A 24,769-nucleotide genomic window follows, 5' to 3' on the forward strand; every position below is an offset into this window, starting at 1 on the left:
TTTACCTATTCTTAGAAACCCACGTCGGATCCAAAGTCGAGCCGTTAAAGTTAAACACCACGTCCTTAACCCCGCCGGATATCAGCCATGCATCCCCTTTTGCATATATAGGAAAATAAAGACTCTCTTCCATCAGCAAATCTTCTGCTTCATGAAGCATTTCGAATCTGCGAGTAGGATCTGTTTCAATCACTGCATCATCTAAAAGCTTGTCATATTTTTCGCTTTTAAGGTCCGCATAATCATATTTCGACGTAGATATAAATAGTGACAAGAATGTATTGGGATCTGAATAATCGGCTCCCCACCCGGCTACATATAGATCATTTTCTTTTTTATCCAGGTCATCCCAATACTGCTTGGCAGGAATAACCTTTGCATCAATACTTAGCCCCGGAAGATTATTCTCCCACTCATTAATAATCATCTCTATCACAGTTTCATCATTGGGTCTGCATATTAGCGAAAGCTCAAGTGTTTTAGCGTTTATTTCTTCAAGTCCCTGCTGCCAGTATTCCAGCGCTTTCTCCTTATCATAGGCACATACATCGCTATATTCACCCGGCTCTTTCACATAGTCATTTCCGTTTGTATCAAGACTGAAGTTTTCGGGAACAAACCTTTCCAGCGGTGCAGTTCCTCTCTTTGTTATATTTCTTACAATACTTTCCCGGTTAATTGACTTTATAAGTGCACGCCTTATATTTTTATTTTTGAGTGCGCTGTTATGAGCCGGAACCGTACCCATATAAAAAATGCTTCCTGAAGCATTCTCTGTAACGTTCTCGTCATCTTCTGCCAGCTCCTGTATAGAACCTGAAAGATTTATAACATCCAGTGCACCACTCTCATAGCACATCATCGCCTGCTGGCCGCTTTGTACATATCTTATTGAAATACCAGAAAGCTTTACTGCCTCAGAATCGTAATAATAGGGGTTCTTACTGTAATGAACCTGGGTATCAAATGGTTCATAGCGATCTATGTAGAATGGCCCGCTTCCTAAAATATATTCGGCCTTTGTGGCATAAAGGCTCCCGCATTTTTCAACAAAAGATCTGCTGCAGGGTGCACTACATGAAGTTGCAAGAGTGCTGATAAAATATGGGCATGGTCTTTCCAATTCTATCACCAGCGTCCTGTCATCAGGTGCAGAGACCCCAAGTTCCGACAAAGGTAGCTGTCCCTCATTAACTGCCTGTATATTCTTCACCTCGCAAATATCATGAAAGACAAAAATTGCGCTGCTTCCTGATAACGGATCTGCAATTCTTTGAAAAGCATAAACAAAATCCTCCGCTGTTATCGGTGTTCCGTCACTGTACTTTATATCGTCCCTCAGCTTTATCGTGTAGATAAGCCCATCTTCAGATGCTTCATAACCTGCTGCCAGATCCTCTTTAATTTCACCGTGTACATCTTTGAAAAGTGTTGAGATCATTGGCCTTAGGTAATCAGTGGAAGCTGAATCAAAAGCCATCTGCGCATCCATCGTAATAGGCAAATTTGCAAATCCGATATTGAGTTCTTTCTCCGCATCTATGTCCGCACTTTCATTTGCACCCGAACAGGCCGTAGCACAGAAAACTATCAGAGCAACTGTCAGCAACGCAATATATCTTTTGCTTACATACCTACTCATATCGATAACCCCCATTTCTCAAATTCACTGTCCGTGCACCATACTTTATGTTTTTCGTTGCCATTTACGTCATGCCAAAATCCATTTTCATAGAGAATACCGGAGGTCTCATAGTCATAATGCTCATCCTTCTTAAACTGAACAATTGGATTTGGAATTGGATTGGCGGCAAGGAGATTGCGTGTATAGGGATGCGCAGGATTTTTGAAAATCTCCTCTTCCTCTCCGGTCTCGAGAAGATAGCCGCGGTGAAGAACGCCTATCCTCTGGCACAAATACCTTACCATTGACAGGTCATGGGAAATGAAAAGAAATGCAGTTCCGGTTTCCCTGCATATTCGCGATATCATATTTACAATCTGGGCCTGGACAGATGCATCCAAAGCAGCTATGCATTCATCGGCCACAATAAGCTTCGGCTTCATAATAAGGGCTCTTGCTATTCCAACTCTTTGCCTTTGTCCACCGGAAAACTGTCCGGGATATCTCTCTGCTTGTTCTTTTGACAAACCTACAGTTTCAAGGACTTCACTTATCATGCCATCCCGCTCTTCCATGGAAGAATACAGTTTATGGATATCCAGTCCGGCACCAACTATATCCTTAATCTTTTTCTTAGGATTAAGTGATGACATAGGATCCTGAAATATCATCTGGATTTCAGGACATATGGAACGAAGCTCCTTGCCCTCAAAATATATTTTTCCGGATGTTGACCTGTTAAGTCCAATGACGCACTTACCTATCGTGGATTTTCCGGAACCAGATTCCCCGACAAGTCCGTATATCTCGCCTTTGTTTATTGAAAAGCTCACTTTATTTACAGCGGTAAAAGAATTCCTGCCATTTCCAAATCTCATAATCAGGTCTTCGACTTTAAGAAGTGGCTCACTCGCCCTTGTATCACTCATTGACATACACAGCTGCCTCCATCCTCATTCTCTGAATTCTCTCTTCAAGCTCCTTTGGACGACTTACAGGTTTCGCCCTTTCATCGAGCAGCCAGGTTGCTGCATAATGACTGTTTGATATCTTAAATAAAGGTGCTTCCTTTTTGAAATCAATATTCAGTGCATATGGGTTTCTTTTTGCAAAAGCATCCCCTACGGGTTCCTTTGTAAGAACCGGAGGCGTTCCCGGTATTGAATATAATTCCGTGTGACTGTCACCTACATCCGGTATTGCTGAGAGTAATCCCCAGGTATACGGATGTCTCGGATCGTAGAAAATGTCAACTATAGTCCCGCACTCTATAATTCTTCCGGCATACATGACATTTACGTAGTCTGATGTCTTTGCTACCACTCCAAGATCATGGGTTATATATATTACTGACAGTTCTCTTTTTTGCTGAAGACTTATAATCAGATCGAGTATCTTGTCCTGTATCGTCACATCCAGTGCAGTAGTCGGCTCATCACAAATAAGAATCTCGGGATCAGATGACAAAGCCATTGCTATGACTATCCTTTGCCTCATTCCACCTGAGAATTCATGAGGATACTGCTTCAGTCTTCTTTCAGGTTCGGTTATACCAACTTCCCTAAGCAGGGTGACAGATTTTTCAAAGACTTCATCCTTTGAAAGCTTTGCATGAGCAAGAATAGCCGCTTTAAGCTGACCACCGATTGTCATAGTGGGATTCAGGGAAGTCATAGGATCCTGAAATATCATAGCAATCCTTTTTCCGACGATATTTGTCCTTAGATAAGATGGTGATTGTTTTAGAATATCTATCTCTTTCTCACCATCCTTTAGGATAATACTTCCCTTATTGATAATGGAACCTTCAGGCAAGATACCCATTACAGCTTTCATGGTGATCGACTTGCCTGAACCCGATTCACCAACGAGTGCAACCGTTTCACCTTTTCGAAGGATAAGATCAAGCCCTCTTATGGCATGTATTTTTTCCTTCCCCATAGATATACTTATATCTAGATTACTTATCTTCAAAACTTCCTGCGCTCTGTCAATCATTCTTCATTCCCTCATATTCATCTGCCTTATTTGTTCAGCACGTTCAATTACCTTCTCTGTCCACTCTTCATCCTGTCCTTTTACCTGATAAGCGGTATAACCATATTGCCTTCCCAAGGTACAAACAATATTTTCATCATCAATATGCAGTGAAATCCTATATCTGCTTGGGAGCTTCTGAGGAAGGGTGGTCCCGTTATCCCTCTGAACTTCTCTTAAATGTCTGTCAGCATTGACGATGCCGTCAAACCGAACCCCATAATGCTTAAATAATTTGCTTATATATTTCTCAGTACGAAATGATGACGTATATACCCAGACTTCATATCCCATATCCTGAAGCTTATTTATAAGTTCGGGCGTACCAAGTCGTAGTCTCTCTTTATATATTTTGTTAAACGGAAATTTTAATTCAGGTTCGGTTTTGACGAAATCCGGATTTACAAAAAGCACTTCATCCAGATCAAACGAGACCCTCATTTTTGCTTCACTTTTATCCGGCATCTCCTTATTCTTCCCCTTTAGTGTCAAATCCTTCAACTATGTTCATCACCATAGCTGACCACTCATTACTCTCTTTGCTTAACTCATATTGTTCGAAATCCTTTGTATCTTTAATAATCCGGACAACCTGTTCATTATCTATATTTATAGTTTCCTTATATTTCGTTGTCATAAGTTCTTCGATATTCTTTTTTCGTTCCTCAATATTCCCAACCTTTCTTGCTGTACCTGTCACTATTCCATCTACCTTTGCAGAATATTTATTCAATAATTTCCTAATATATTCCATTGAGTAATACTCTGAAGTAAAAATCCATATATCATATCCTCTGATGCGAAGAAAATGAAATAATGCCGGTATTCCCAGACGGATTTTTTCCTCGAATTTATGCGAAAATAAAGATCGTTTCAAAACCTCGCAGTCTGAGCCTTCATCTGCAAACACAACCTCATCAAGATCAAAGGTTACTCTCTTTTGCCTGTCTGATTTTTTAAGCATTTTTCTTATATCATCTTCCTGTGTAAGGTTTACAATTTCTACAGGCACATTCTGTAGACCCGCATTTCTTGCAGCTGCCCACCTATGATGCCCATTAAGGATAAGATAACCGTCCGGTCTCACTTTTTCGACAACAATCGGCTCTGAAAATGGCATTCGCTCCTTGCTAAGGTTATCTCTGATCTTTTTTTCATATTCAGAAATAATCCTGAAGCTCGGCCCAATACTTTCTGAGCAAAACTCATCAGCGGGATTGGGATGAAGGCTTGAACACGGTAGCTCTGTTATCAATAATCTTTCCCATCTGCCAGCTTTAATAGGGAAATAAACTCCCTTGTATTTTTTCATCTCACTTTTTATAAATTCCTTGAATTGATAATTTGTTTCCGCCATAAATAGTCCTTTTCCGGATACTTGATCATGCAAATATTCCGATAATTATCCATGATACATTTCACTATCCTTCATTAATTCTACTATTTTTGACTTCATAAAAATCTTAAATAAGCATAAATACCCCCGTAAATATGCATAAAAACTCCCGGCATGTTTTATCATGCCGGGAGCTCAAAAGATAATTCTTATTCCGTTTTATTTCGTTGTTCGTTTGTAAAAGATTATCAATTACTTACAAAGTTCATTTGTATCTCTTGCAATTGCAAGTTCCTCGTTTGTGGGAACAACAAGTACCTTAACCTTAGAATCAGATGTAGATACTTCTTTCTCTTTTCCATGAACTTCGTTGGCATCCTTGTCTATCTTTACTCCAAGGAAACCAAGTCTCTCACAAATGATATTTCTGACAAGAGGTCCGTTCTCACCGACACCTGCTGTGAAACAGATGCAATCCACGCCGTTCATAGCTGCTGCATATGAACCGATATACTTTGCTACTCTATAGCAGAAGGTGTTGATTGCACGAATACATCCCTTATCTCCATTGTTGTAACCATCCTCAAGATCTCTGAAGTCTGAGGAAACATCACCTGAAAGACCATAAACACCGGACTTCTTATTGAGGATATTCTCTGCATCGGATACGTCGCAGCCCTCTTTTTTCATAATAAATTCAACAACAGAAGGATCGATATCGCCGCTTCGCGTTCCCATGATAAGTCCTTCAAGAGGGGTAAGTCCCATTGAAGTGTCCACACACTTACCATTCTTAACTGCTGATACGGATGCGCCGTTACCGAGATGGCAAACGATGGTCTTAAGCTCACTGTAATCCTTGCCAAGCATTTCTGCTGCTCTCTTACTTACATATGAATGGCTTGTTCCGTGGAAACCATATCTGCGGATCTTGTACTTTTCGTAAAGTCCATAAGGAATTCCGTAGAGATAAGCCTCCTCGGGCATTGTCTGATGAAAAGCTGTATCAAATACGGCTACCATAGGAACACCGGGCATAGCCTTCTGACATGCTCTTATACCTATAAGATTTGCAGGATTGTGAAGAGGAGCCAGGTCAGAAACCTCTTCGATAGCTCTGATAACTTCCTCATCGATAACAACTGACTTGGTAAACTTCTCGCCGCCATGCACAATTCTGTGACCTACCGCACCTATCTCATCAAGTGATGCGATAACTCCTGTATCCTTATTTGTAAGTGCAGCTATTACAAGCTCAATAGCTTTGTTATGGTCCGGTATAGCAGTATCATTTGTAATCTTATCGCCATCACCGGGAGTAAATACAATCCTTCCGTCAATGCCGATTCTCTCACAAATGCCCTTTCCGAGTACCTGCTCTGTCTCTGAATCAATAAGCTGGAATTTAAGTGATGAACTTCCGCAATTGATAACCAGTATTTTCATTATGAAACCTCCATGATAATATATTTTTTATGAAGACTGTCGGAATCATTGCTGAATTTAATCCGTTTCACAAGGGACACGAATACCTGCTTCGGACTCTGAAAGAAGAGACCGGAGCTGATTATGCTGTCATTGTCATGAGTGGCGATTACACTCAGCGTGGTGCTCCAGCAATCCTCGATAAATATACAAGAACAAAAATGGCTCTCATGTCCGGAGCCGACCTTGTATTTGAATTGCCTATATATTATAGCACATCCAGCGCAGAATTTTTTGCCGGCGGAGCTGTTTCTGTTTTAAATAATCTTGGATGCATAGACTACCTTGGCTTCGGTTCTGAGTCAGCAGATCTTGATTCCATGAAAAAAGTGGCCCGCGTTCTTGCCGATGAGTCTGAAGAATTCAGTGCTCGTATAAAAGCATATATGAAAACCGGAATGAACTATGCTGCCGCCAGATCAAATGCCTTATCAGATTCCGCATCTGCCGATGGGACCGATAATATAAATTTATCCCTTATCTCTACTCCCAATGACATTCTTGGAACCGAATATATTAAGGCTCTTTTTCTGCAAAACAGCTCTATCAAACCTTATGCCATAAAAAGAGTCGGTGCATCCTATGATGATATGGGTATAAGTCCGGATGCAGAATATTTCTCATCAGCAAAAGCGATCAGAAACATTCTCGAAAACTGCGACCTCTCCTCAGAAGAATTCTCAGGAGCGCTTTCACAGTTTCCATCAGACATCAAAAATTATTTAGAAAGTTCTTACCCGGACGGAAATTTAAAAATTATTTCCGCCGATATTTTTTCCGAGCTTCTTCATTACAAGCTTATAAGCGAAAAAGACTACGGTTTTGAGAAATATCTTGATGTAAGTCCTGATCTCTCTGATAAGATAACCGGAAAAATTCCAGAGTACACCTCTTTTTCAGATTTTACGGCACTTCTTAAATCAAAGGATCTTACCTATACCAGGATAAGCAGGGCTCTTTTGCATATTCTTCTTGGAATGACCACAGAAAAAATGTCTTTGTATTCACCCGATCGAAGCGCATTTACTTCCTATGCCCGCGTTCTTGGCTTTAGAAAAAGCGCCTCTCCTTTGCTGAAAAAAATACAGGAATGCTCCCGCATTCCTGTTATTTCCACGCTCTCTGATGCCTATAAGACACTTGATGAAAACGCCTATAGCTTGCTTAGTGAGACTATAGCCGCATCAAACATTTATGATCTTGTAAGAGGCATATCACCCATCAATGAGTATGCCAAAACGCCTGTTATTCAACCTTCTTGTACTGATAAGCATAGGGACTGAATCTCTGTACATAATCACTTCCAAGCAGTTCCTTCTCATCCACCTCGAACTCCAAAGCAGCATTTGATGACAAGTCACCTTTTTCCTGCGCTTCTTTTATCTTTTTAACATACTGTATATCATAACCAATTACTTTTGCCAGATATAATAAGCCGCCAAGTTCCTGGACATCATATTCTTCATAGGCAATCCTTGCCTTTTCTTCCAATTTCACCTGGACTTTTGTTCTTGGCGATTTTTTTAGAACTTCAACAGCCATCAGGAAATATGTCTCATCAACATCTTCAAGGCACTTAAAAAGGAAATCCATTTCATCATATTTAGCCTGTTTCCCGATCACGCTAATAAGTCTGATTCCGTTACATACGCTAAACTCATTCTGATACTTCTCAAAATCCGTATAATAAGAAAGACTTACATCTCCTTTGCCGATAGCCCTTACCACTCTGGCGATTTCAGCATCCGTAAGCACTCTCTCGAAGAAATCATCTCCGATTTTTCCGTCCTTATTACTGCTGCCGGCAATAGCTTTTTCCCACTGATAACGAACCATTCCCCAATCTGCCCTTGAAAGGTCTTTACGGGGTCTATCAAGAGCAGCCTCAAATCTAACTTCAGCTTTGCCGGGCATTGATTTATAATAGAAACCTCTGTCTTCGAAGAATTCCTCAATACCGGTACTTGCACTACGAAGTTTGCATCTTATAGGAAGCTTTATTATTGTTCCGTCAATAGCATATATTTCATTCTTTGTCTTATTGTATCCGCAGATCAGGTCTATAGGATAATACGCACCGAAAATACATACCCACTTATCATCTTCACTGACACGAATTATTCCAGACTTCTTCCCATTCGGGCGAATAAACGGATGAAATGAATGTTTTGATAGTATGTGTTTTATCTGATATTCCCTATACATAGAGCTAAAATGAGGCATCGTTCCATAGCCGCTCACCACACTGTAATCATTCTCATCATTAACTTTTTCGTCATTACCTTTTTCGTCATAGCAAACCTCACCGGATTCTTTTTCTTTTTTGTCAGCAATGAGAAAAAACCATAGTGTAAACATCGGAATCAAAAAGCATATTGATATTATTTCAACCTCTACACTATTTGTAATTTTACCTAAAAAAAGCCCAAGAATGTAAGAAGCTATACCTGCAAATGCTTCAATCCCAAATATTCTTGTTATTATCTGAACACCTATCTTAAGCCTTTCCTCATTGTTTGCGTGCTCAGCCTGTTTTAATAATTTGTCGAACATTAAAAATACTCCATTCCACATATACAGGTTCAAATTACCTGTATAGCATTCAGTCCCCACGAACGAAGATTATATCAGAAAAAGAACATAATAAAAAGAGCTGCCAAAACAGCTCTTCTTACTCAAAGTCATAGTTTACAGTAACAATTCATCCCGCTGTAATCTGATCCGGGAATATCTCCGATGGCATCGGCTTAGCAAAGTAGAATCCCTGGATCATCTCGCAGCGAAGCTTTCTGATATAATCATATTGCTCCTGGGTTTCCACACCTTCAACAACGATCTGAAGGCCGAGTCTTTTAGCCATCTGAACAACCGATTCAAGAACAATAAGTCCTTTCTCACTGTTCTCAATATTCCTAAGAAAATACATATCTATCTTCACAATATCAAGGGGCATATCCTTAAACATATTGAGGTTAGAGTATCCGCTTCCAAAGTCATCCATCATGACGATGAATCCGTTTTCCCGCAGCTTCGTGAGCATGGTAATAATACTGTCGATATTATCATTGAATGCACTCTCAGTAAGCTCTATCTTAATCAGTTTATGATCGAGTCTGTATTTGTCAACCGTAGCGATAATCTCTTCCACAATCCCATGGTGATCCACATCAACTCTTGAAAAGTTAACCGAAACCGGAACCACATCAACTCCCTGGTTGATCCATTCCCTCAAAATTCTGCATACTTCGTCAAGAACATATAAATCCAATTCCGTTATGAATCCGTTTTTCTCCAGTATCGGAATAAAATCTGCAGGATTGATCATCTGGTTTTTTGAATCAATCCATCTTACAAGAGCTTCCGCACTAACTCTTTCTCTGGTCATAGTGTCGCATACAGGCTGAAGATATACCTTAAACTCTCTGTCCTGAATAGCTCCCCTTACCCTCTGCTCCACAGATTTTCTATGCTCGTCCTCTCTCCTGATATCATCATCATAGAACGCAACATTGGTCTTAAAATTACCGGAAACCCATTTCAAAGCATATCCCGCATGATCAAGCATCTTGTTGATATCGGTATCGTCCTCTTCAAGTCTGTAAACGCCGGCATAGAAAGATACAGCATAATCAAGGCCGGTAAGAGGGTTTCTTATTGACTCAGACAAATCCGCTTTTGCCATTGTACTGATTGATAATTCTTCATCAGTAAGAACAGCAAAAGTATCTCCGCCTATTCTGCCGCATACCGCTTTATGCTTTGCATTTTCAACGCATCTTTGTATGTTATCAGCAAGGAGCATCAGCACCCTGTCCCCGTTCTCAAGTCCTGTGCGCTCATTAAGCTCCTGCATGTGATAAACCTGAACTTTGACCATTGCATATCCATCCATTTTTTGCTTATGCATAAGTTCATCACAGGATCGAATAAATCCGGCTCTGTTGTTTAGCCCTGTAAGCTCATCAACCGTAACGTCCACAAAGCAAAAAACAACAATTGTCATGGCAACAGCAAGTGCAATGACAAGTCCTGTAAGTGACTGTTCAGGAAGGTATGTCTGATAAATCAGATTAAAAACAGTAATAATAAAAACCGTAATAAGAAGCCTTTTCCTTATGCGTCCAAGGTATCTGGAATGCCTTACAGCACAGACACCGACTGAGCTTGAACATACAAGATAATATATAGATGTCAGCCATGCTCCGGGTCCATGCTCATAAACCATAGTATTTCTATCCATGGTAAAAAAGAGATCAAAGAAAATATTACCAAACGTAGCCAGCCCTATCATCAGCGCAAGTCCGCCGTCCATGAACAGTCTGTTTATCTTTTCTCCGCACAATTCATAAAAATACTTTGTAGCACAATAAGGAATAAGGAACAGAACACAAAAATATGCCAGCAAAAGAATATATGTAACATAATAGGTCCGGGGATTTGCTATCTGAAGAAGAATAACTGTGGCAGAATCCAGAACATTATAGGCAATGGCGCACAAAATAAGAAGCTTTAGACTAAAACTAAAGTTCTTCATAAGCTTAGGACGAATCCATGCACATATTAAGCTTGTCATTAGTACCATTATACCGGCGACATCAAACTGATATGTAAACTGCATAAATAATCCTCAAAAGGAGCCTTCCTCATAAAACACAAAAGGAGAAATGATATACCCGAAAAGTACATCAACTCTCCTCCCTAGTGTTACTTTAAATATATATTTTTGAGGTCTGTTTTTCAAGATTTTTTTGGCCCGTAAACCGCGATTTTCGTTAGATTTTGAAATATCTTTACCAAACTTTAATGAATTGCTATCAGTTTTTCGTTTATAATAATGATATGATGAAATTTTTCTTCAAAGAGGGGCAATATGGGACTAATAGCATTAGCTAAAAATCAAGTATTACACAAATGCGGAGATAAGGTAGAAACTCTAGAGATTGTAGTAAAGGGTTCTGTTTGCATAGCTATAGAAGGTGAATCCGTTGAAGTCGGAATTGGCGGAATTCTTGGTGTCGGAGAGCATCCGGGTGATGAATATATCTATACCTATACAGCCAATGAAGAATCTTCTGTTTTCTCATACCCTTTTGGTTCCATTGATGATATCTATAAAATAATTAGTTCCAACCCTAAAATTTCACCAATTTTGGCTGCGCAATCCGTCAAAACTGTAGTTTTATGCCTGGATAAGTTAGAAAATGATTTTTCGCAGGCAGTACAAGACTATGAGCAACTTGACACAGACAAAGCAGAATATCCTATGCTGGCAGTTTCCGTTGGGCTTGAGGTTGAAGACTTTCCTGATCTTGATAATGTTAAGCCACCCGTAAAATCACAGGCACTTACCGACTGGCAGGAAAAGTTTTACCGGACTCTTGCTGAAAACGAAGAATTACTAAAAAAGACCTGCTATGCAAGATCCTCTGATATTGCCAACGGTTTTATAATGAATGCTCTTGAGGCAATTTCATTTATAGCAGCATGCCGCGAGAAACTTACCGAATATAAAAAAGAGTTCCAGAAACATGTGGGGAAATTCCGCTCTACCATGCAGCTGATCAGAGCAAAGTCCGCCGATATGAAGCGCAATGGTGCAGACGGGGCCATTACAGATATTGATATACAGGATGCACTCAATACCATCCTTGAGTATGCAGGCGCAGACGAAAAAGCAACCGAGAACTTCCGAAGAATTATAGGCGAATTCAAGAAGACTTCCTCAAGATATGATACATCGGACGAAAGCCGTGCTCTACGTCGAAGCGTAGCCGTCGATTACTATGCCATCTACACGGCTGCATTCCTTCGCAGCCTCAGTGATCCTGCTGTTCCGTCTGAAGTAATGATGTTTCTGATGTTCGGTTTTGTTGACGAGGAACTCGCAGGTCTTGAAAATACCAGGCAGCTCTATGCTCTTATGAAAACCTACAAAACCGATCCGAACGGGTATGTTATCACCGCTTATGAGTGGCTTAAAAAAATCTACAACATGGAGCTTGAACCCTCACGAAACGAATTCGATGAGGATTACTTTACCGCGCTTCGCACCTTAAAAACAAGCGGCGATATCAACGAAGAACAGATGGAGGCCATGAAAAACGACCGAAACGAGCGTCTTAAATTTGAAATTAAGAACCTTCTTGCTCTCGGTAACAGAATGACCTACGGCAGGCCTTCCACCTTTGTGCCTGTATTTGATGCTGAAAATGTTACAAGACCTTTGGATGTAGCTTATGTAGATGCGAAAAAGATCAATGATTTTTATGACTATATCAGATCCATCGATTATTCAGTTTTTTGCAGGCAGGGAAGCTACTCCAATCCCGATATAGGTGTCACCCAGGTATTTATCGATGAAGATGTAACTCCATATATGATTCTGATGCCAAATGTCGGAAGCCGTGCCTCTCTATGGCAGGAAATCGAAGGAAAAAAGAGAAATACCCCTGCCAGATTTATCATCTCAATTTTCAACACAGAAACTTTCGAAGATGTTATGATACGTCTATGCGGTGAATTTCGCTGGGAGATGTGCAAAACAGAGCAGGGCGTGCACTGGAACGATGTCACGGATCCTTCTCTCACATCCATGTTCTGTGATTACCTTCAGTTCTATAAGAAGAACCACTCTCTTTCAACTGAAATGAAAGAAAAGATAAAAACTGACTTAAAGAAAAACAGCAACAACTATAAGAACGTTTTTGTCGGGGAATACATGAATTATCTGAAATTTGAAGCAAACGCATCACCAAGGCTTAATAAAATTTCAAGAGAAATCATATTTACTTACTGCCCATTTTCAAAAGAACTTCGTGAAAAACTAATGGACAACCCTCAGTATGGTGAGCTTGTCAAAAAGCATGTCTCACATCATAATGGTCTAATGAGGCCTATTGCCAATATGATCAGAAAGATCAAAACCGAAGGCAATGAGGTTCCTCAGATTCTGTATGACCAGTATGAATTTTTACAGAAATAGCTTTTATTGAAAGGATTACATATATGCAGACACGCTGCGATGAATGTACTTACTACGAATATGATGAGGACGATGAAGCATACTACTGCGGAGTCAACATGGATGAAGACGACTATGCCAGACTTATGGGCAATTCAAAAAGTGAATGCCCCTTCTATCGGAATAATAACGAATATGAAGTAGTAAAGCATCAGATGTAGAACTTTTAATGAGTTCTGTCATAGACATCTCTTATATAATCACGATTTTCTCTGGCATATCTGTTCGTTGAAACTGGACTTACATGCCCCATCATCATCTGAACCGCCTCAATGTCAGCTCCTCTTTCAACAAGATGAGCTGCAAAACTGTGACGCAGTGCCTCGGGAGTTATCGGAACCTTTATATCTGCCTGCTGGGCATAGCTTTTAACAAGCTTCCATACTCCCTGTCTACTCATTGCTTCTCCCTGATAATTTATGAAAAGAAGTTCTTCGTCAGTTCTGTTAATCAGATGGCGTCTCCCATCCTGCAGATATCTTGATAAAACTGCTTTCGTTCTCTTATCAAAAGGAATTATTCTTTCCGTCTTATTGTTTTTACAAAGAATATTACCAATCTGCATATCAAGCTGGGATACTTTCACTGTCACCAGCTCGGAAACCTTGATTCCGGTAGCATACATAAGCTCAAGCATCGCTGAATCTCTCTGCCCTTTTGCAGTTCTGACATCAGGCATGCCAAGGAGATCCTCCACCTGCTTTCTTGTGAGCACATTTGCTTTGGGAAGTTCTACCTTAGGTGCAACAAGGTTTTCAGACGCATCTATAGTCACTCTTTCAATTTTCACCAAATGCTTGAACAGTGCCTTTATTGAAACTATATTTCTTGCGATAGTCGAAGGAGAATAGCCTTTCTCTTTTAATCTGTCCAGATGGTCTTTAAGAACCTTTTCGGAAATCTTCGCCACATCGGTTATTCCCAGTTCGCTTACATAACTCTGAAGTTTATCCAGATCGCATTTGTAAGATTTGAGAGTGTTATTGCTCATACTCCCCGACTCTTTGCAATCATTTATAAAACTATCTATTTCAGTCATATCACATTACTCTGACCCGCAGCGTATCCTGGATCACTCAAATTCCTTAAGTATTTTATCAAGTTCGGCAAATTCAGGCAGACAATCAAATGTAGCAAAATAATCTCTCGGTGTCTGCGCTCTTCTTATAAGCTCTACGCTTCCATCCTCTTTGAGTAAAAGCTCCGAGCACCACAGTTTTCCGTTGTAGTTATAACCCATTGCAAATCCGTGGGCTCCGGCATCATGAATAAATAGATAATCTCCCATATCTATCTTGGGAAGTTTTCTGTCTATAGCAAATTTGTCGTTATTCTCGCAAAGAGATCCGGTAACATCATATACATGATCAGCCTCTGCATCCTCTTTTCCGAGAACCGTGATATGGTGATAAGCACCATACATGGCGGGTCTCATAAGATTAACCGCACAAGCATCCACTCCTATATATTCCTTGTAGATATGCTTTTCATGAATTGCCTTTGTAACAAGGGCGCCATAAGGTCCGAGCATGAATCGACCCATCTCGGTATAAATAGCAACATCACCCATTCCTGCAGGTGTAAGAATCTTTTCGTACTCTCTTCTTACGCCTTCACCAATAGCAGCTATATCATTGCCCTCCTTATCGGGTTCATAGGGAATGCCTACGCCGCCTGAAAGATTAATAAAGCTTATATCTGCACCGGTCTCTTTTTCAAGCTCCACAGCAAGTTCAAATAGACCTGCGGCCAGTGTCGGATAATATTCGTTTGTAACCGTATTACTTGCAAGAAATGCATGAATACCAAAATGCTTAACGCCTTTTTCTTTAAGCATCTTAAAGCTCTCGAAAAGCTGCTCCTTAGTCATTCCATACTTGGAATCCCCGGGATTGTCCATGATTCCGTTACTCATCCTGAATACTCCGCCCGGATTATATCTGCAGCTGATGGTCTCCGGAAGCTTGCCTCCAAGTGCTTCTTCAGCAAATTCAATATGTGTTATATCATCAAAATTTATGATACCGCCGATTTTTGCAGCATATACAAACTCCTCGGCGGGTGTGTCATTTGAAGAGAACATTATGTTTTCTCCGCAGGCACCGATTGATTTACTTAGCATAAGTTCTGTAATAGAAGAACAGTCAAAGCCGCAACCCTCACTCTGCAGAAGCTTCATAAGGACCGGATTCGGCGTAGCCTTAACGGCAAAGTACTCACGAAAGCCTTTATTCCATGAAAAAGCTTTCTTCACTGCTCTGGCGTTTTCCACTATTCCTTTTTCGTCATATAAATAAAACGGTGTTGGGTATTTCTGTACAATGTCTTCGACTTGTGCTTTGTTTACGAACGGTTTTTTCATAATATCCTCCTGTTTTTGAATTCACTTTACTACGTTATCACGAAAAAGTGTGCCTGTCTATCTAAATTTTTACAGCTTTACAGGTTTTCTATCTGCCAGTCAATGGGTTCAAGCCCATTTGCAGTTAGAAATTCATTACACTTTGAGAAATGTCTGCATCCAAAAAATCCCCTGTAAGCAGAAAGCGGACTTGGATGAGGAGCTGTCAATATGAGGTGTTTGGGATTATTAAGCATCTGCGCCTTACTCTGAGCAGGCTTACCCCAGAGCATGTAAACTATAGGCCTGTCCTGTTCATTTAAGGCACGTATGATTGCATCCGTGAACTGTTCCCAGCCCCTTCCCTTATGCGAATTGGCTGCGTGAGCCCTAACCGTAAGAACGGTGTTAAGTAAAAGCACTCCCTGATCCGCCCATTTTTTCAAATATCCGTTGTTTGGTACATAACAGCCCAAATCCTCGTGAAGCTCATTATAAATATTCACAAGTGATGGAGGAATATCCTGCCCCGGCTGTACCGAAAATGACAGTCCATGTGCCTGTCCCGGTTCGTGGTATGGATCCTGTCCCAATACAAGAACCTTAACGTTTTGCAGCGGAGTAAGATGAAGTGCATTAAAAATATCATCCGCAGGTGGATAGATCACCTTCGAATGATATTCGTCCAAAACAAATTTATATAATTTTTTATAATAGTCCTTACTGAATTCCGGCTTAAGTGCCAGTTGCCAGTCATTAGCTATCATTGGCATGTTAGTCACATCCTTTCATCAGAGTCTCACAGAGACTCCTTTCTCATGGAGATATTTCTTAACCTGTGATATTTCAAGCTCCTTGTAGTGAAAAAGAGAAGCCGCCAATGCCGCATCAGCGCCACCCTTTGTAACCGCTTCGTAAAAGTGTTCGCAATTTCCTGCACCTCCTGATGCAATAACAGGAATTGATACAGAATCAGCAACAGCTCTTGTAAGCTCGAGGTCATAGCCCTCCTTGGTTCCATCTCCGTCCATACTCGTTAAGAGAATTTCCCCTGCGCCTCTCTTTTCAGCTTCTATTGCCCACTTGATGGCATCCAGACCTGTATCTATTCTTCCACCGTTTTTATATACATTGAAGCCGCCATTTTCATTTCGTTTTGCATCAATTGCCACAACAACACATTGTGATCCGAATTTCTCTGCAGACTCAGTAACAAGCTCAGGTCTGTTTATCGCAGCAGAATTAACAGCAACCTTATCAGCGCCTTCCCTAAGTACCGCTCTCATATCATCTACACTTCTTATTCCGCCGCCAACCGTAAACGGAATAAAAATCTGCTCTGCCACTTTCCTCACAAGATCTACAACTGTATTTCTGGCATCCGAAGTAGCGGTTATATCCAGGAAAACCAGTTCATCTGCTCCTGCCTCGGAATATGCCTTTCCAACTTCAACCGGATCACCTGCATCTCGCAGCTGAACAAAATTTATACCTTTAACAACTCTTCCGTCATTTACATCCAGACATGGAATAATTCTTTTAGTAAGCATATTATATCCTCTCAAACTTTAAGGAAATTCCTGAGAATTTCCATTCCCACTTCAGCACTTTTTTCAGGATGGAACTGACAGGCAAAAACATTGCCTTTTTCAACCGATGCATCAACAGTCACTCCATATTCAGTAGTCGCTGTCACTATACTCTTATCCGCAGCATCAAGATAATAGGAATGCACAAAATAGACATAAGAGTCCTCATCAATTCCTTCAAACAACTTTCCCTTATTGGGATATTTCAGATTGTTCCATCCAATCTGTGGTACCTTCAGGCCATTGTTATCGGGAATCCTTCTAATTTTCCCCGGTAAAATGGAAAGGCCTGAAACTCCTTCCGATTCCTCACTTGAATCAAAAAGAAGCTGCAAGCCCAGGCAGATTCCCATAAACGGAGTACCGCTACCGGCAACGGTGCGGATTACATCCGTAAGGTTATATTCATTTAGCTTTTTCATTGCGTCACCAAAAGCACCGACCCCGGGAAGAATCACGCGATCTGCTCTCATAATCTCTCCGGGATCTCTGGTGACACAAATATCGGTTCCCAAATACTTAAAAGCATTCTCAACGCTTTTAATATTTCCTGCATCATAATCAATTACAGCCAGCATACGACAATATCTCCAATTGTGGATTTCGACATCATCACTCTGACTTTGGCATAATCTTTTCTATGGAACCTGTAATTTCCATTATGCGCTTTGTGTAATCCTTCTTGCCCTCAATGGCATTTAGTTCCTCGATATCTTGCGCGCTTAATCCATATACAGACGTGAGTGCCGATTCGATATTAGCATACACGCTTTGAACCTCGCCTGCAACCTGAAACTCTTCTGCCTCAGTTTCTATTTCATGTTTCTTTTTCATTCCGATAAGCAGAATATCCAGCGCTTCGTCCTCCATATTCATCGCTTTAAATCTTTCATATGAATCGAAATAATAGTTAGCGCCGGCGATTACTCTTGCCTTATGATACTTAAGCGTTTGCTCCTCATTCAGTTTTTTTCCGTAAAGAAGCTTATATGCCGTTGCATAATCAGCCTTCTCAAAAGCTTTATTCGCCCTGCTCATTATAATTCTTCCCGGAAGAAGAATTGCGGGCAGACAACAAAGCACACCTATGCTAAAAGCAAACAACATGGAAATTGCAACCTTCTTGGGAGCAAGTGCCTTTTCAGGCGCACCGTCGTCCGGTTTGGGCTTCTTTTCCTTCTTCGGTTTCGGAGGTTTCTCTTTCTTGGGCTTCTTTTCCTTCGGCGGCTTTTCCTTCTTTGGCTTCTTTTCTTTTTTCTTCTTTTCCTTCTTTGGCTTTTTTCCGTCTTCAGCTGCCAGTTCATCAAGTACCTGTTGATTCTCATCAGTCAGACTGGCAAGTTCGTCTTCCTCTGATTTAGGATTGAGATCCTCATCAGTTTGCGTTAAAACTTTGAAAAGTGCAGCAAATATTAGGAAAATAAGCGGCGGCCTTTTCTTCTTTTTCTTTCCGCTCTCTTCGCCGTCAGCCGGTTCTTCTCCGCCCATCCTAAGGGCAATCTCATCATAATCTCCGCCATTATCATTGACTTCATCGGGATCCGGAATATCATCCGAAAAGCCTATCTCATCAAAGGCTTCCTCGCCCATGGATTCCAGAATATCATCAGGATTTACCTCTTCTCCGGCATCCATACCACCATCAGACAAAGCTTCATCGCTACCCATATCATCAAGGCTTATCTCATCGGCGCCACCGCCTTCCTTTTCGTCGATATGAGCAGTGTTTTCCATATCCTCAACGTCATCACTGGCAAGGCTGTTCATTATTGCATCAAGATCGGGCATCTCAACGTCCGCAGGCTCGCTTCCTTCACCTGCCTGATCTCCACCAAGATCTTCCAGCATACTGTCGAGATCCATATCCGCTCCGATGTCTTCATCCTCAGCAGCTTCGTCTCCGACATCTTTTAATAAATCATCGAGCTCTGCGCTCATGGACTCAAAATTGACATCTGAATCATCGGCCTCTGCATCGCCCTCTTCGCTCTCGCTCATAGCATCTGCAAAGTCTGCAACTGCATCCTCCAGAGCAGCCTCATCTATCTCTGATGTTTCGCTTGCAGCTTCCTCTGAAATATCCATGTCCTCCAGAGAAATATCCTCCAAAGCTTCTGCATCTTCCATGGCTGCTTCGGATTCTTCCGTAGCTTCAACGGACTCACCTATATCATCCAAGGACATTTCATCCATTGCTGCAGACTCTCCAGCAGCCTCCTCAGGCTCGCCTACATCATCCAGTGATATTTCATCCATTGCTGCGGTATCCTCTGTAGATTCTTCAGGCTCACCAATATCATCAGGCGATATCTCTTCTGCAATCGCACCATCTTCAGTTGGTTCCATGCTTTCCGCTAATTCATTTTCTTCCATGCTAATTACATCTGATGCACCGTCCCCTTCTCCTGGCATATCAGAATTCAATGAAAGCTCTGCTTCTGTCATTTCATCTGAGGGCTCGGTCATCATTTCTCCCTCTGGAATATTTATATCATCAAGCGTAAGCTCTGACTCCTCTAAAAGACTTTCCTCCCCGCCTTCGTTTACTATAGCCTCAAGTGATGCCGCATCTTCACTTAGATCCGCCATCATATCATCCAATGATACTTCACCCTCGCCGCTGTCAGAGGATACTTCACTGTTACCATCAAGCATACCTTCAATATCAAGCATCTCCTCAGATATTGCGTCTTCAGATTCAACAGCAGGTATCTCCAGTTCCTCAAGGCTATTATCTTCAGTCGTATTCTCTGCGCTGCTACCTAAAACCTCCTCCGGTGTCGAATGCATCATCTCATCCAAAATATCTTCAGTGGATTGTTTTGCATCCGTTATCTCGCTTCCTTCCTCTAAAAACTCATCCGCAATAGGAATCTCAGGTGCCACCTCCAACAGTGCATCAGCTGAATCCTCCGGCACCTCCATAGCAACCTCACCCATGAGGTCATCTACAGGACCAATAGTCTCCTCTTGCGAAGGCGCTGTTTCTGCTATGTCTGCCGGTTCTGCTACAGCCAGCCCTTCTGCAGGCAGTTCTGTATCTGCTGATATGTCCATCTCTGCCATCATCTCTTCTATGTCTTCGGAAGACACATCTTCTTCAGATGATTGAGCCGCTGCCTGCTCAGCTTCTTCTGCCATTTCCATCTCAACCATCAGTTTCTCGATATCTTCCGTTGACATATCTTGTGATGGAGCTGTTTCTTCTACACTAGGTGCTTCCTCTACATTAGGTATTTCCTCCTGTACCGGTAGTTCTTCTGTTGGTACTGCTTCCTCAGCCACAGTCTCTTCGACTTCTGTCATTATGCCCATCTCAGCCATCATCTTGTCTATATCTTCCATAGGCATTTCTTCTGATGATGGTATTTCTTCAACAGCAGGTATATCCTCAAGAATCGGAATATCTCCTGCTGGCGCAGGCTCTTCTAAACCGGGTACTTCATCTATTTCAGGTACTTCATCAGTTTCTGCAGGTACTTCATCGAGTTCAGGTATTTCCTCCGCCAAGGCTTCAGCTCTTGCAATAGCTTCGTCCAATGCAAGCTCATCCGCATCTTTTTCATAGCCTTCCGGAACTTCATCCCCAACCTTATATTTATGTAAAGTCTCATCTGCAGGCGCGCTGATAGCATCCAGAACCTCTGTCATTCCTGAATCCAAAAGCTCTCCGCCATCCAGTTTTTCAAGCATCTGTCCAATTTCATTTAAATCATCATTCTCGGAGGAATAACCTATAGCCTCGCTTAAATCAGCATCATCGGAATGGTGTTGATTGGTTTTAGTCTTAGCTATTCCCGAACCGGAATTATTTGTCAATGAATGTAAAAGATTGTCCAAATACTCTTCATTTTTTGAATTCATGTTACTTACTCCCCAAGAAACCAGACTTCTAAAAGTCTATAAAACCCTCACCAAAATTATAAAACTCCCTTCATTGTAGCAGTCATTGAAAATTGATTTTCATAACTGAAGCAATAAAGGGAGTTATCATTCACATCATATATCTTTATTTGGCATCGCCATCAGCATGAACAAGTTCATCAATTACAGCTACCAAATTACCGATTTCCGGCTTCGATAGCTGTCTGTCGGCTCCAAGTGACTCTCCTTTTCTTCTCATTTCCTCGTTTACAAGAGATGAGAAAATAATAAGCGGAATCTGCTTCGTGTCATCGTCACTCTTTACGAGCTTAGTCAAGCGGTGTCCATCCATGATCGGCATCTCAATATCGGTAATAATACATTTAACCTTATCAAGCTGACCTCTGTCCTTGCAGCCTTTGACATAATCCCATGCCAGTTTTCCATTTTCGAAATGACGTACATTGTCATATCCGGCTTTCTTAAGGGAATCAACAATCAGCTTGTTAAGCAGCTGTGAATCCTCGGCCAAAACAATCGGAATTTCGTTTCTTTGTCTTGTTCCGATATCTGTGAGCTGAGCCACATTAAGACCGGTATTAGGATTGATGTCAGATACGATTTTCTCGAAATCAAGGATAATAATCAGTCGTTCTTCAAGTTTTATGATACCGGTGGAAATACTCTCCTCAGCCTTTGAAATTGTGGCATTGGGCTTAATGATATCTGCCCAGGATACTCTGTGAATACCTACAACAGCATCAACATGGAACGCAATGTCCAGCTTATTGAAGTTCGTAATTATAAAAAGTCCGCCGGGCTTAGATGCACCTCTCTGAAGACAATTACGTAAATCGATTGCAGTTATCATAGTATCGCGGGGCATAAATATTCCTTCAATACTTGGGTGAGCATTCGGAACAGGCGTCACTTCCTGATATACAATAATTTCCTTAATCTTTGCAACGTTTATTCCATAGCAATGATCATCAATTCTAAACTCTAAGACTTCAAGTTCGTTTGTACCATTTTCAAGCAAGATTTTTGATTCCATATTTTCACCTCACGCTTTGAAAAAAGAAACTGCAATCACTTAATAAACAAACTAAAAACCGATTGAATATATATTTAATATCCTAATTCAGTATAGCATATACTTTTTGAAAATAAATAGAAAAAACAAAAAAGAAAGCCGAATTGACTGTCTTTTAAGAATCTGTTTATAAGTATTTTAGAAACTTAAGAAGTTGTCTAGTTTTTAACTCTTTTGTTAATGTTAAAATATAATAAACATATTATTTTTCGTTTACTAATTTGCCTTTATGTAATTCCGTTTGGAGGAATTTTATGAATATTGTTGCTATAGCAGTCACAGACTACATAGGAATAATACTTCTGATAGCTTTATTAATCAGTAGTCGCTTCAGGCGTGTAGAGGATCAATTGGATCTTAAGATTTTCTCTAACATAGCCATCCTTACTTTGATTTCCTGTTTTGTGGATTTTGTTGCCTTTTATTCGGATGGAAAGCCCGGAATGGCTTGGAGAATTATATGCCTTCTTGCCAGTTCCTTCTGTTTTATCGCCAATCCGATCTTTGTTTTCTGCTGGTGCCTTTATGTGGACTACAAATTATATCATTCTCTTGAAAGGTATAAAAAGATATATATTTATGCATCTATTCCGGCTGTACTAATGCTCCTGATAGTTATAATTAATCTTTTCCTTCCTATAATTTTTTACATGGATTCAAATAATTATTATATTCGAATGCCTCTTAGTTATTTCTATTATTTGGTAGACACCGGATATATTCTCTTCAGTATTATTGTTCTTAGAAAATATCAAAAGAAATATGGAAAAGTACGATTTTTCCCTATATATCTAATGGTTGGGCCTATTGCTCTGGGATGCGCTTTGCAATTACTTTTCTATGGTGTATCTCTTATCTGGGTATCGCTTGCAATAGGTATCACCGCTATTTATATGTCAATTCAAAACGAGTTTTCGTACCTAGATACACTTACCGGCCTTTATAACCGTGCCTATCTGTTTTATAAAGCTGAAACTTTTAATAGATATTCAAATATCGGTGGAATCATGATTGATGTGGATTATTTTAAATCCATAAATGATACTTACGGTCATTCTGCCGGTGATAAAGCACTTATTGACGTTGCAAAAATACTGATCAGGAGTAAGCCCGAAGATTCTCTGCTGATCAGGTATGCCGGTGATGAATTCATGCTCATTGTCTATGAAACAACACCTGAGAGATTAAATAAAATCATGGCATCCATAAATGAACAGATCGCCACTTATCTAAAAAAACATAGTCGACCATATACTCTGTCTCTATCACTCGGAAGCAGTATGTATGATCAGGAAAACGAAACTCTCGACAGCTTTTTCAAAAAAATGGACAATGCCATGTATGAGGCAAAGGAGAAGAATCACAAAAAAGACAGAGCTTAAGTGCCCTGTCTTTTTTACGCTTGGTTCAAAACTTACATATTGTGAGAACCAATCAGTTTTTCCATCCATATCATGTTATACCATTTATCAAACTTATAACCACATTTATGAAATCTTCCGACTGTCTCAAATCCAAGATGCGAATGAAATTCTTCACTGTTTCTATTTAAGTACTGATCAATTTCAATAGGATCACCTATGCATGCATATAGGTTTTCGATTCCCATTTCAGTAAGTCTAGCTTCAAGAGTCTCATATAAAGCTCTGCCATATCCCTTCTTCTTCGAATCTTTATCGAGATAAATAGTCAGTTCACAGGATTTATCATAAGCAGCTCTATCTTTAAATGTATTTGCATAAGCATATCCATATATTTCTCCATCTTCTTCAATAACAAGATACGGATATTTTTTTGTAATATTTTGTATACGTCCAGAAAATTCCTCTATTGATGGAATATCATATTCGAAAGTAATTGCTGTATTTTCTACATAATATCCATATATTTCCAACAAGCGTTTTGCATCTTCTATTTTTACATCTCTTACCATATACATATTTTATATTCACTCCCTTAATCACAAAACTCGTTACAGTATATCAGATTATATTTTTATATACAAAAAAAGATAGTCATAATGACTATCTTACAAAATATCTATGCCTTCAAAACCGAACACTGAATACTCATCTTAAATCCATTTCTCTCTGTTCTATATCCTTTTTGGACAAGCCCTCGACCTATTAGTACACATCAGCTGAACATGTTACCATGCTTACACCTTGTGCCTATCTACCTCATAGTCTCTAAGGGGTCTTACTGCCGAAGCAGGGATATCTCATCTTGAGGGGGGCTTCACGCTTAGATGCCTTCAGCGTTTATCCCTTCCGGACTTGGCTACCCAGCCTTATGCATCTGGCGATGCAGCTGATACACCAGCGGTCCGTCCATCCCGGTCCTCTCGTACTAAGGACAGCTCCTCTCAGATATCCTACG

At 40.5% G+C, this 24,769-nt stretch carries 20 protein-coding genes and 1 rRNA gene; 4 read left to right on the top strand and 17 right to left on the bottom strand.

Annotation, left to right across the window (positions count from 1 at the left end):
- Position 1: 1 nt before the first annotated feature.
- The 6 genes from BMW61_RS02415 to BMW61_RS02440 all read right to left on the bottom strand — a co-directional run bounded on the left by BMW61_RS02415 (position 2) and on the right by BMW61_RS02440 (position 6,443).
- Positions 2-1,642, bottom strand: coding sequence for a peptide ABC transporter substrate-binding protein (locus BMW61_RS02415; RefSeq protein ID WP_175475070.1), 1,641 nt, complete (start codon positions 1,640-1,642; stop codon positions 2-4).
- On the bottom strand, positions 1,639-2,559 hold the full coding sequence (locus tag BMW61_RS02420) for an ABC transporter ATP-binding protein (RefSeq protein WP_330388397.1): 921 nt from the start codon (positions 2,557-2,559) through the stop codon (positions 1,639-1,641). Before BMW61_RS02420 ends, BMW61_RS02415 begins: the two co-directional genes overlap by 4 nt.
- Positions 2,546-3,622, bottom strand: coding sequence for an ABC transporter ATP-binding protein (locus BMW61_RS02425; protein ID WP_091819593.1), 1,077 nt, complete (start codon positions 3,620-3,622; stop codon positions 2,546-2,548). Before BMW61_RS02425 ends, BMW61_RS02420 begins: the two co-directional genes overlap by 14 nt.
- A gap of 3 nt (positions 3,623-3,625) precedes the next feature.
- Entirely contained in the window at positions 3,626-4,126 is a 501-nt protein-coding gene (locus BMW61_RS02430; protein WP_091819595.1) for a hypothetical protein, read from the bottom strand.
- A gap of 4 nt (positions 4,127-4,130) precedes the next feature.
- Positions 4,131-5,018, bottom strand: a complete 888-nt coding sequence (locus tag BMW61_RS02435; RefSeq protein WP_091819597.1) for a ParB N-terminal domain-containing protein — start codon at positions 5,016-5,018, stop codon at positions 4,131-4,133.
- 231 nt (positions 5,019-5,249) lie between these two features.
- Positions 5,250-6,443: an acetate/propionate family kinase gene (locus BMW61_RS02440; RefSeq protein ID WP_091819598.1), complete on the bottom strand. Its 1,194-nt coding sequence runs from the start codon at positions 6,441-6,443 to the stop codon at positions 5,250-5,252.
- Positions 6,444-6,472: 29 nt separating this feature from the next.
- Between BMW61_RS02440 and BMW61_RS02445 the strand changes: the two genes are divergently transcribed.
- Entirely contained in the window at positions 6,473-7,765 is a 1,293-nt protein-coding gene (locus BMW61_RS02445; RefSeq protein ID WP_091819600.1) for a nucleotidyltransferase, read from the top strand.
- On the opposite strand, the gene BMW61_RS02450 is transcribed toward BMW61_RS02445, so the two are convergent.
- Both BMW61_RS02450 and BMW61_RS02455 read right to left on the bottom strand, forming a co-directional pair.
- Positions 7,728-9,035 carry a hypothetical protein gene (locus BMW61_RS02450; protein WP_091819601.1) on the bottom strand — a complete coding sequence of 436 codons (1,308 nt, stop codon included), beginning with the start codon at positions 9,033-9,035 and terminating at the stop codon, positions 7,728-7,730. The genes BMW61_RS02445 and BMW61_RS02450 overlap by 38 nt on opposite strands.
- Before the next feature lie 148 nt (positions 9,036-9,183).
- The gene (locus BMW61_RS02455; protein ID WP_091819602.1) at positions 9,184-11,100 is read right to left on the bottom strand and encodes a GGDEF domain-containing protein; all 1,917 of its coding nucleotides are present in this window, start codon (positions 11,098-11,100) and stop codon (positions 9,184-9,186) included.
- A gap of 252 nt (positions 11,101-11,352) precedes the next feature.
- Here BMW61_RS02455 and BMW61_RS02460 point away from each other — a divergent pair, with 252 nt between their 5' ends.
- Positions 11,353-13,464 carry a hypothetical protein gene (locus BMW61_RS02460; protein WP_091819603.1) on the top strand — a complete coding sequence of 704 codons (2,112 nt, stop codon included), beginning with the start codon at positions 11,353-11,355 and terminating at the stop codon, positions 13,462-13,464.
- A 23-nt stretch (positions 13,465-13,487) separates the two neighbouring features.
- Positions 13,488-13,664: a DUF6472 family protein gene (locus tag BMW61_RS21755; protein ID WP_022760242.1), complete on the top strand. Its 177-nt coding sequence runs from the start codon at positions 13,488-13,490 to the stop codon at positions 13,662-13,664.
- 5 nt (positions 13,665-13,669) lie between these two features.
- On the opposite strand, the gene BMW61_RS02465 is transcribed toward BMW61_RS21755, so the two are convergent.
- The 7 genes from BMW61_RS02465 to BMW61_RS02495 form a co-directional block, all read right to left on the bottom strand.
- A complete protein-coding gene (locus BMW61_RS02465) occupies positions 13,670-14,542 on the bottom strand; it encodes a tyrosine-type recombinase/integrase (RefSeq protein WP_026671160.1) in 873 nt (290 codons plus the stop codon).
- A gap of 33 nt (positions 14,543-14,575) precedes the next feature.
- A complete protein-coding gene (locus BMW61_RS02470; protein ID WP_026671161.1) occupies positions 14,576-15,868 on the bottom strand; it encodes a diaminopimelate decarboxylase in 1,293 nt (430 codons plus the stop codon).
- A gap of 74 nt (positions 15,869-15,942) precedes the next feature.
- Entirely contained in the window at positions 15,943-16,617 is a 675-nt protein-coding gene (locus BMW61_RS02475; RefSeq protein ID WP_091819605.1) for a uracil-DNA glycosylase, read from the bottom strand.
- A gap of 18 nt (positions 16,618-16,635) precedes the next feature.
- Positions 16,636-17,394 (bottom strand): imidazole glycerol phosphate synthase subunit HisF, encoded by a 759-nt coding sequence (gene hisF / locus BMW61_RS02480; RefSeq protein ID WP_026497364.1) that lies wholly within the window; start codon positions 17,392-17,394, stop codon positions 16,636-16,638.
- 11 nt (positions 17,395-17,405) lie between these two features.
- Entirely contained in the window at positions 17,406-18,011 is a 606-nt protein-coding gene (gene hisH / locus BMW61_RS02485) for an imidazole glycerol phosphate synthase subunit HisH (RefSeq protein WP_026497363.1), read from the bottom strand.
- A gap of 34 nt (positions 18,012-18,045) precedes the next feature.
- Positions 18,046-21,297 (bottom strand): midas domain-containing protein, encoded by a 3,252-nt coding sequence (locus BMW61_RS02490; protein WP_091819606.1) that lies wholly within the window; start codon positions 21,295-21,297, stop codon positions 18,046-18,048.
- Positions 21,298-21,442: 145 nt separating this feature from the next.
- Positions 21,443-22,351 (bottom strand): chemotaxis protein, encoded by a 909-nt coding sequence (locus BMW61_RS02495; RefSeq protein WP_022760247.1) that lies wholly within the window; start codon positions 22,349-22,351, stop codon positions 21,443-21,445.
- 293 nt (positions 22,352-22,644) lie between these two features.
- Between BMW61_RS02495 and BMW61_RS02500 the strand changes: the two genes are divergently transcribed.
- Positions 22,645-23,772, top strand: a complete 1,128-nt coding sequence (locus tag BMW61_RS02500) for a GGDEF domain-containing protein (RefSeq protein ID WP_091819608.1) — start codon at positions 22,645-22,647, stop codon at positions 23,770-23,772.
- Positions 23,773-23,804: 32 nt separating this feature from the next.
- On the opposite strand, the gene BMW61_RS02505 is transcribed toward BMW61_RS02500, so the two are convergent.
- Together BMW61_RS02505 and BMW61_RS02510 are read right to left on the bottom strand one after the other, a co-directional pair.
- Complete coding sequence (locus BMW61_RS02505) at positions 23,805-24,329, bottom strand: GNAT family N-acetyltransferase (protein WP_026497360.1); 525 nt, start codon at positions 24,327-24,329, stop codon at positions 23,805-23,807.
- 167 nt (positions 24,330-24,496) lie between these two features.
- Positions 24,497-24,769, bottom strand: a 23S ribosomal RNA gene (locus BMW61_RS02510); the annotation flags it as partial.

Source organism: Butyrivibrio sp. ob235 (assembly GCF_900109475.1).
GTDB lineage: Bacteria > Bacillota > Clostridia > Lachnospirales > Lachnospiraceae > Butyrivibrio.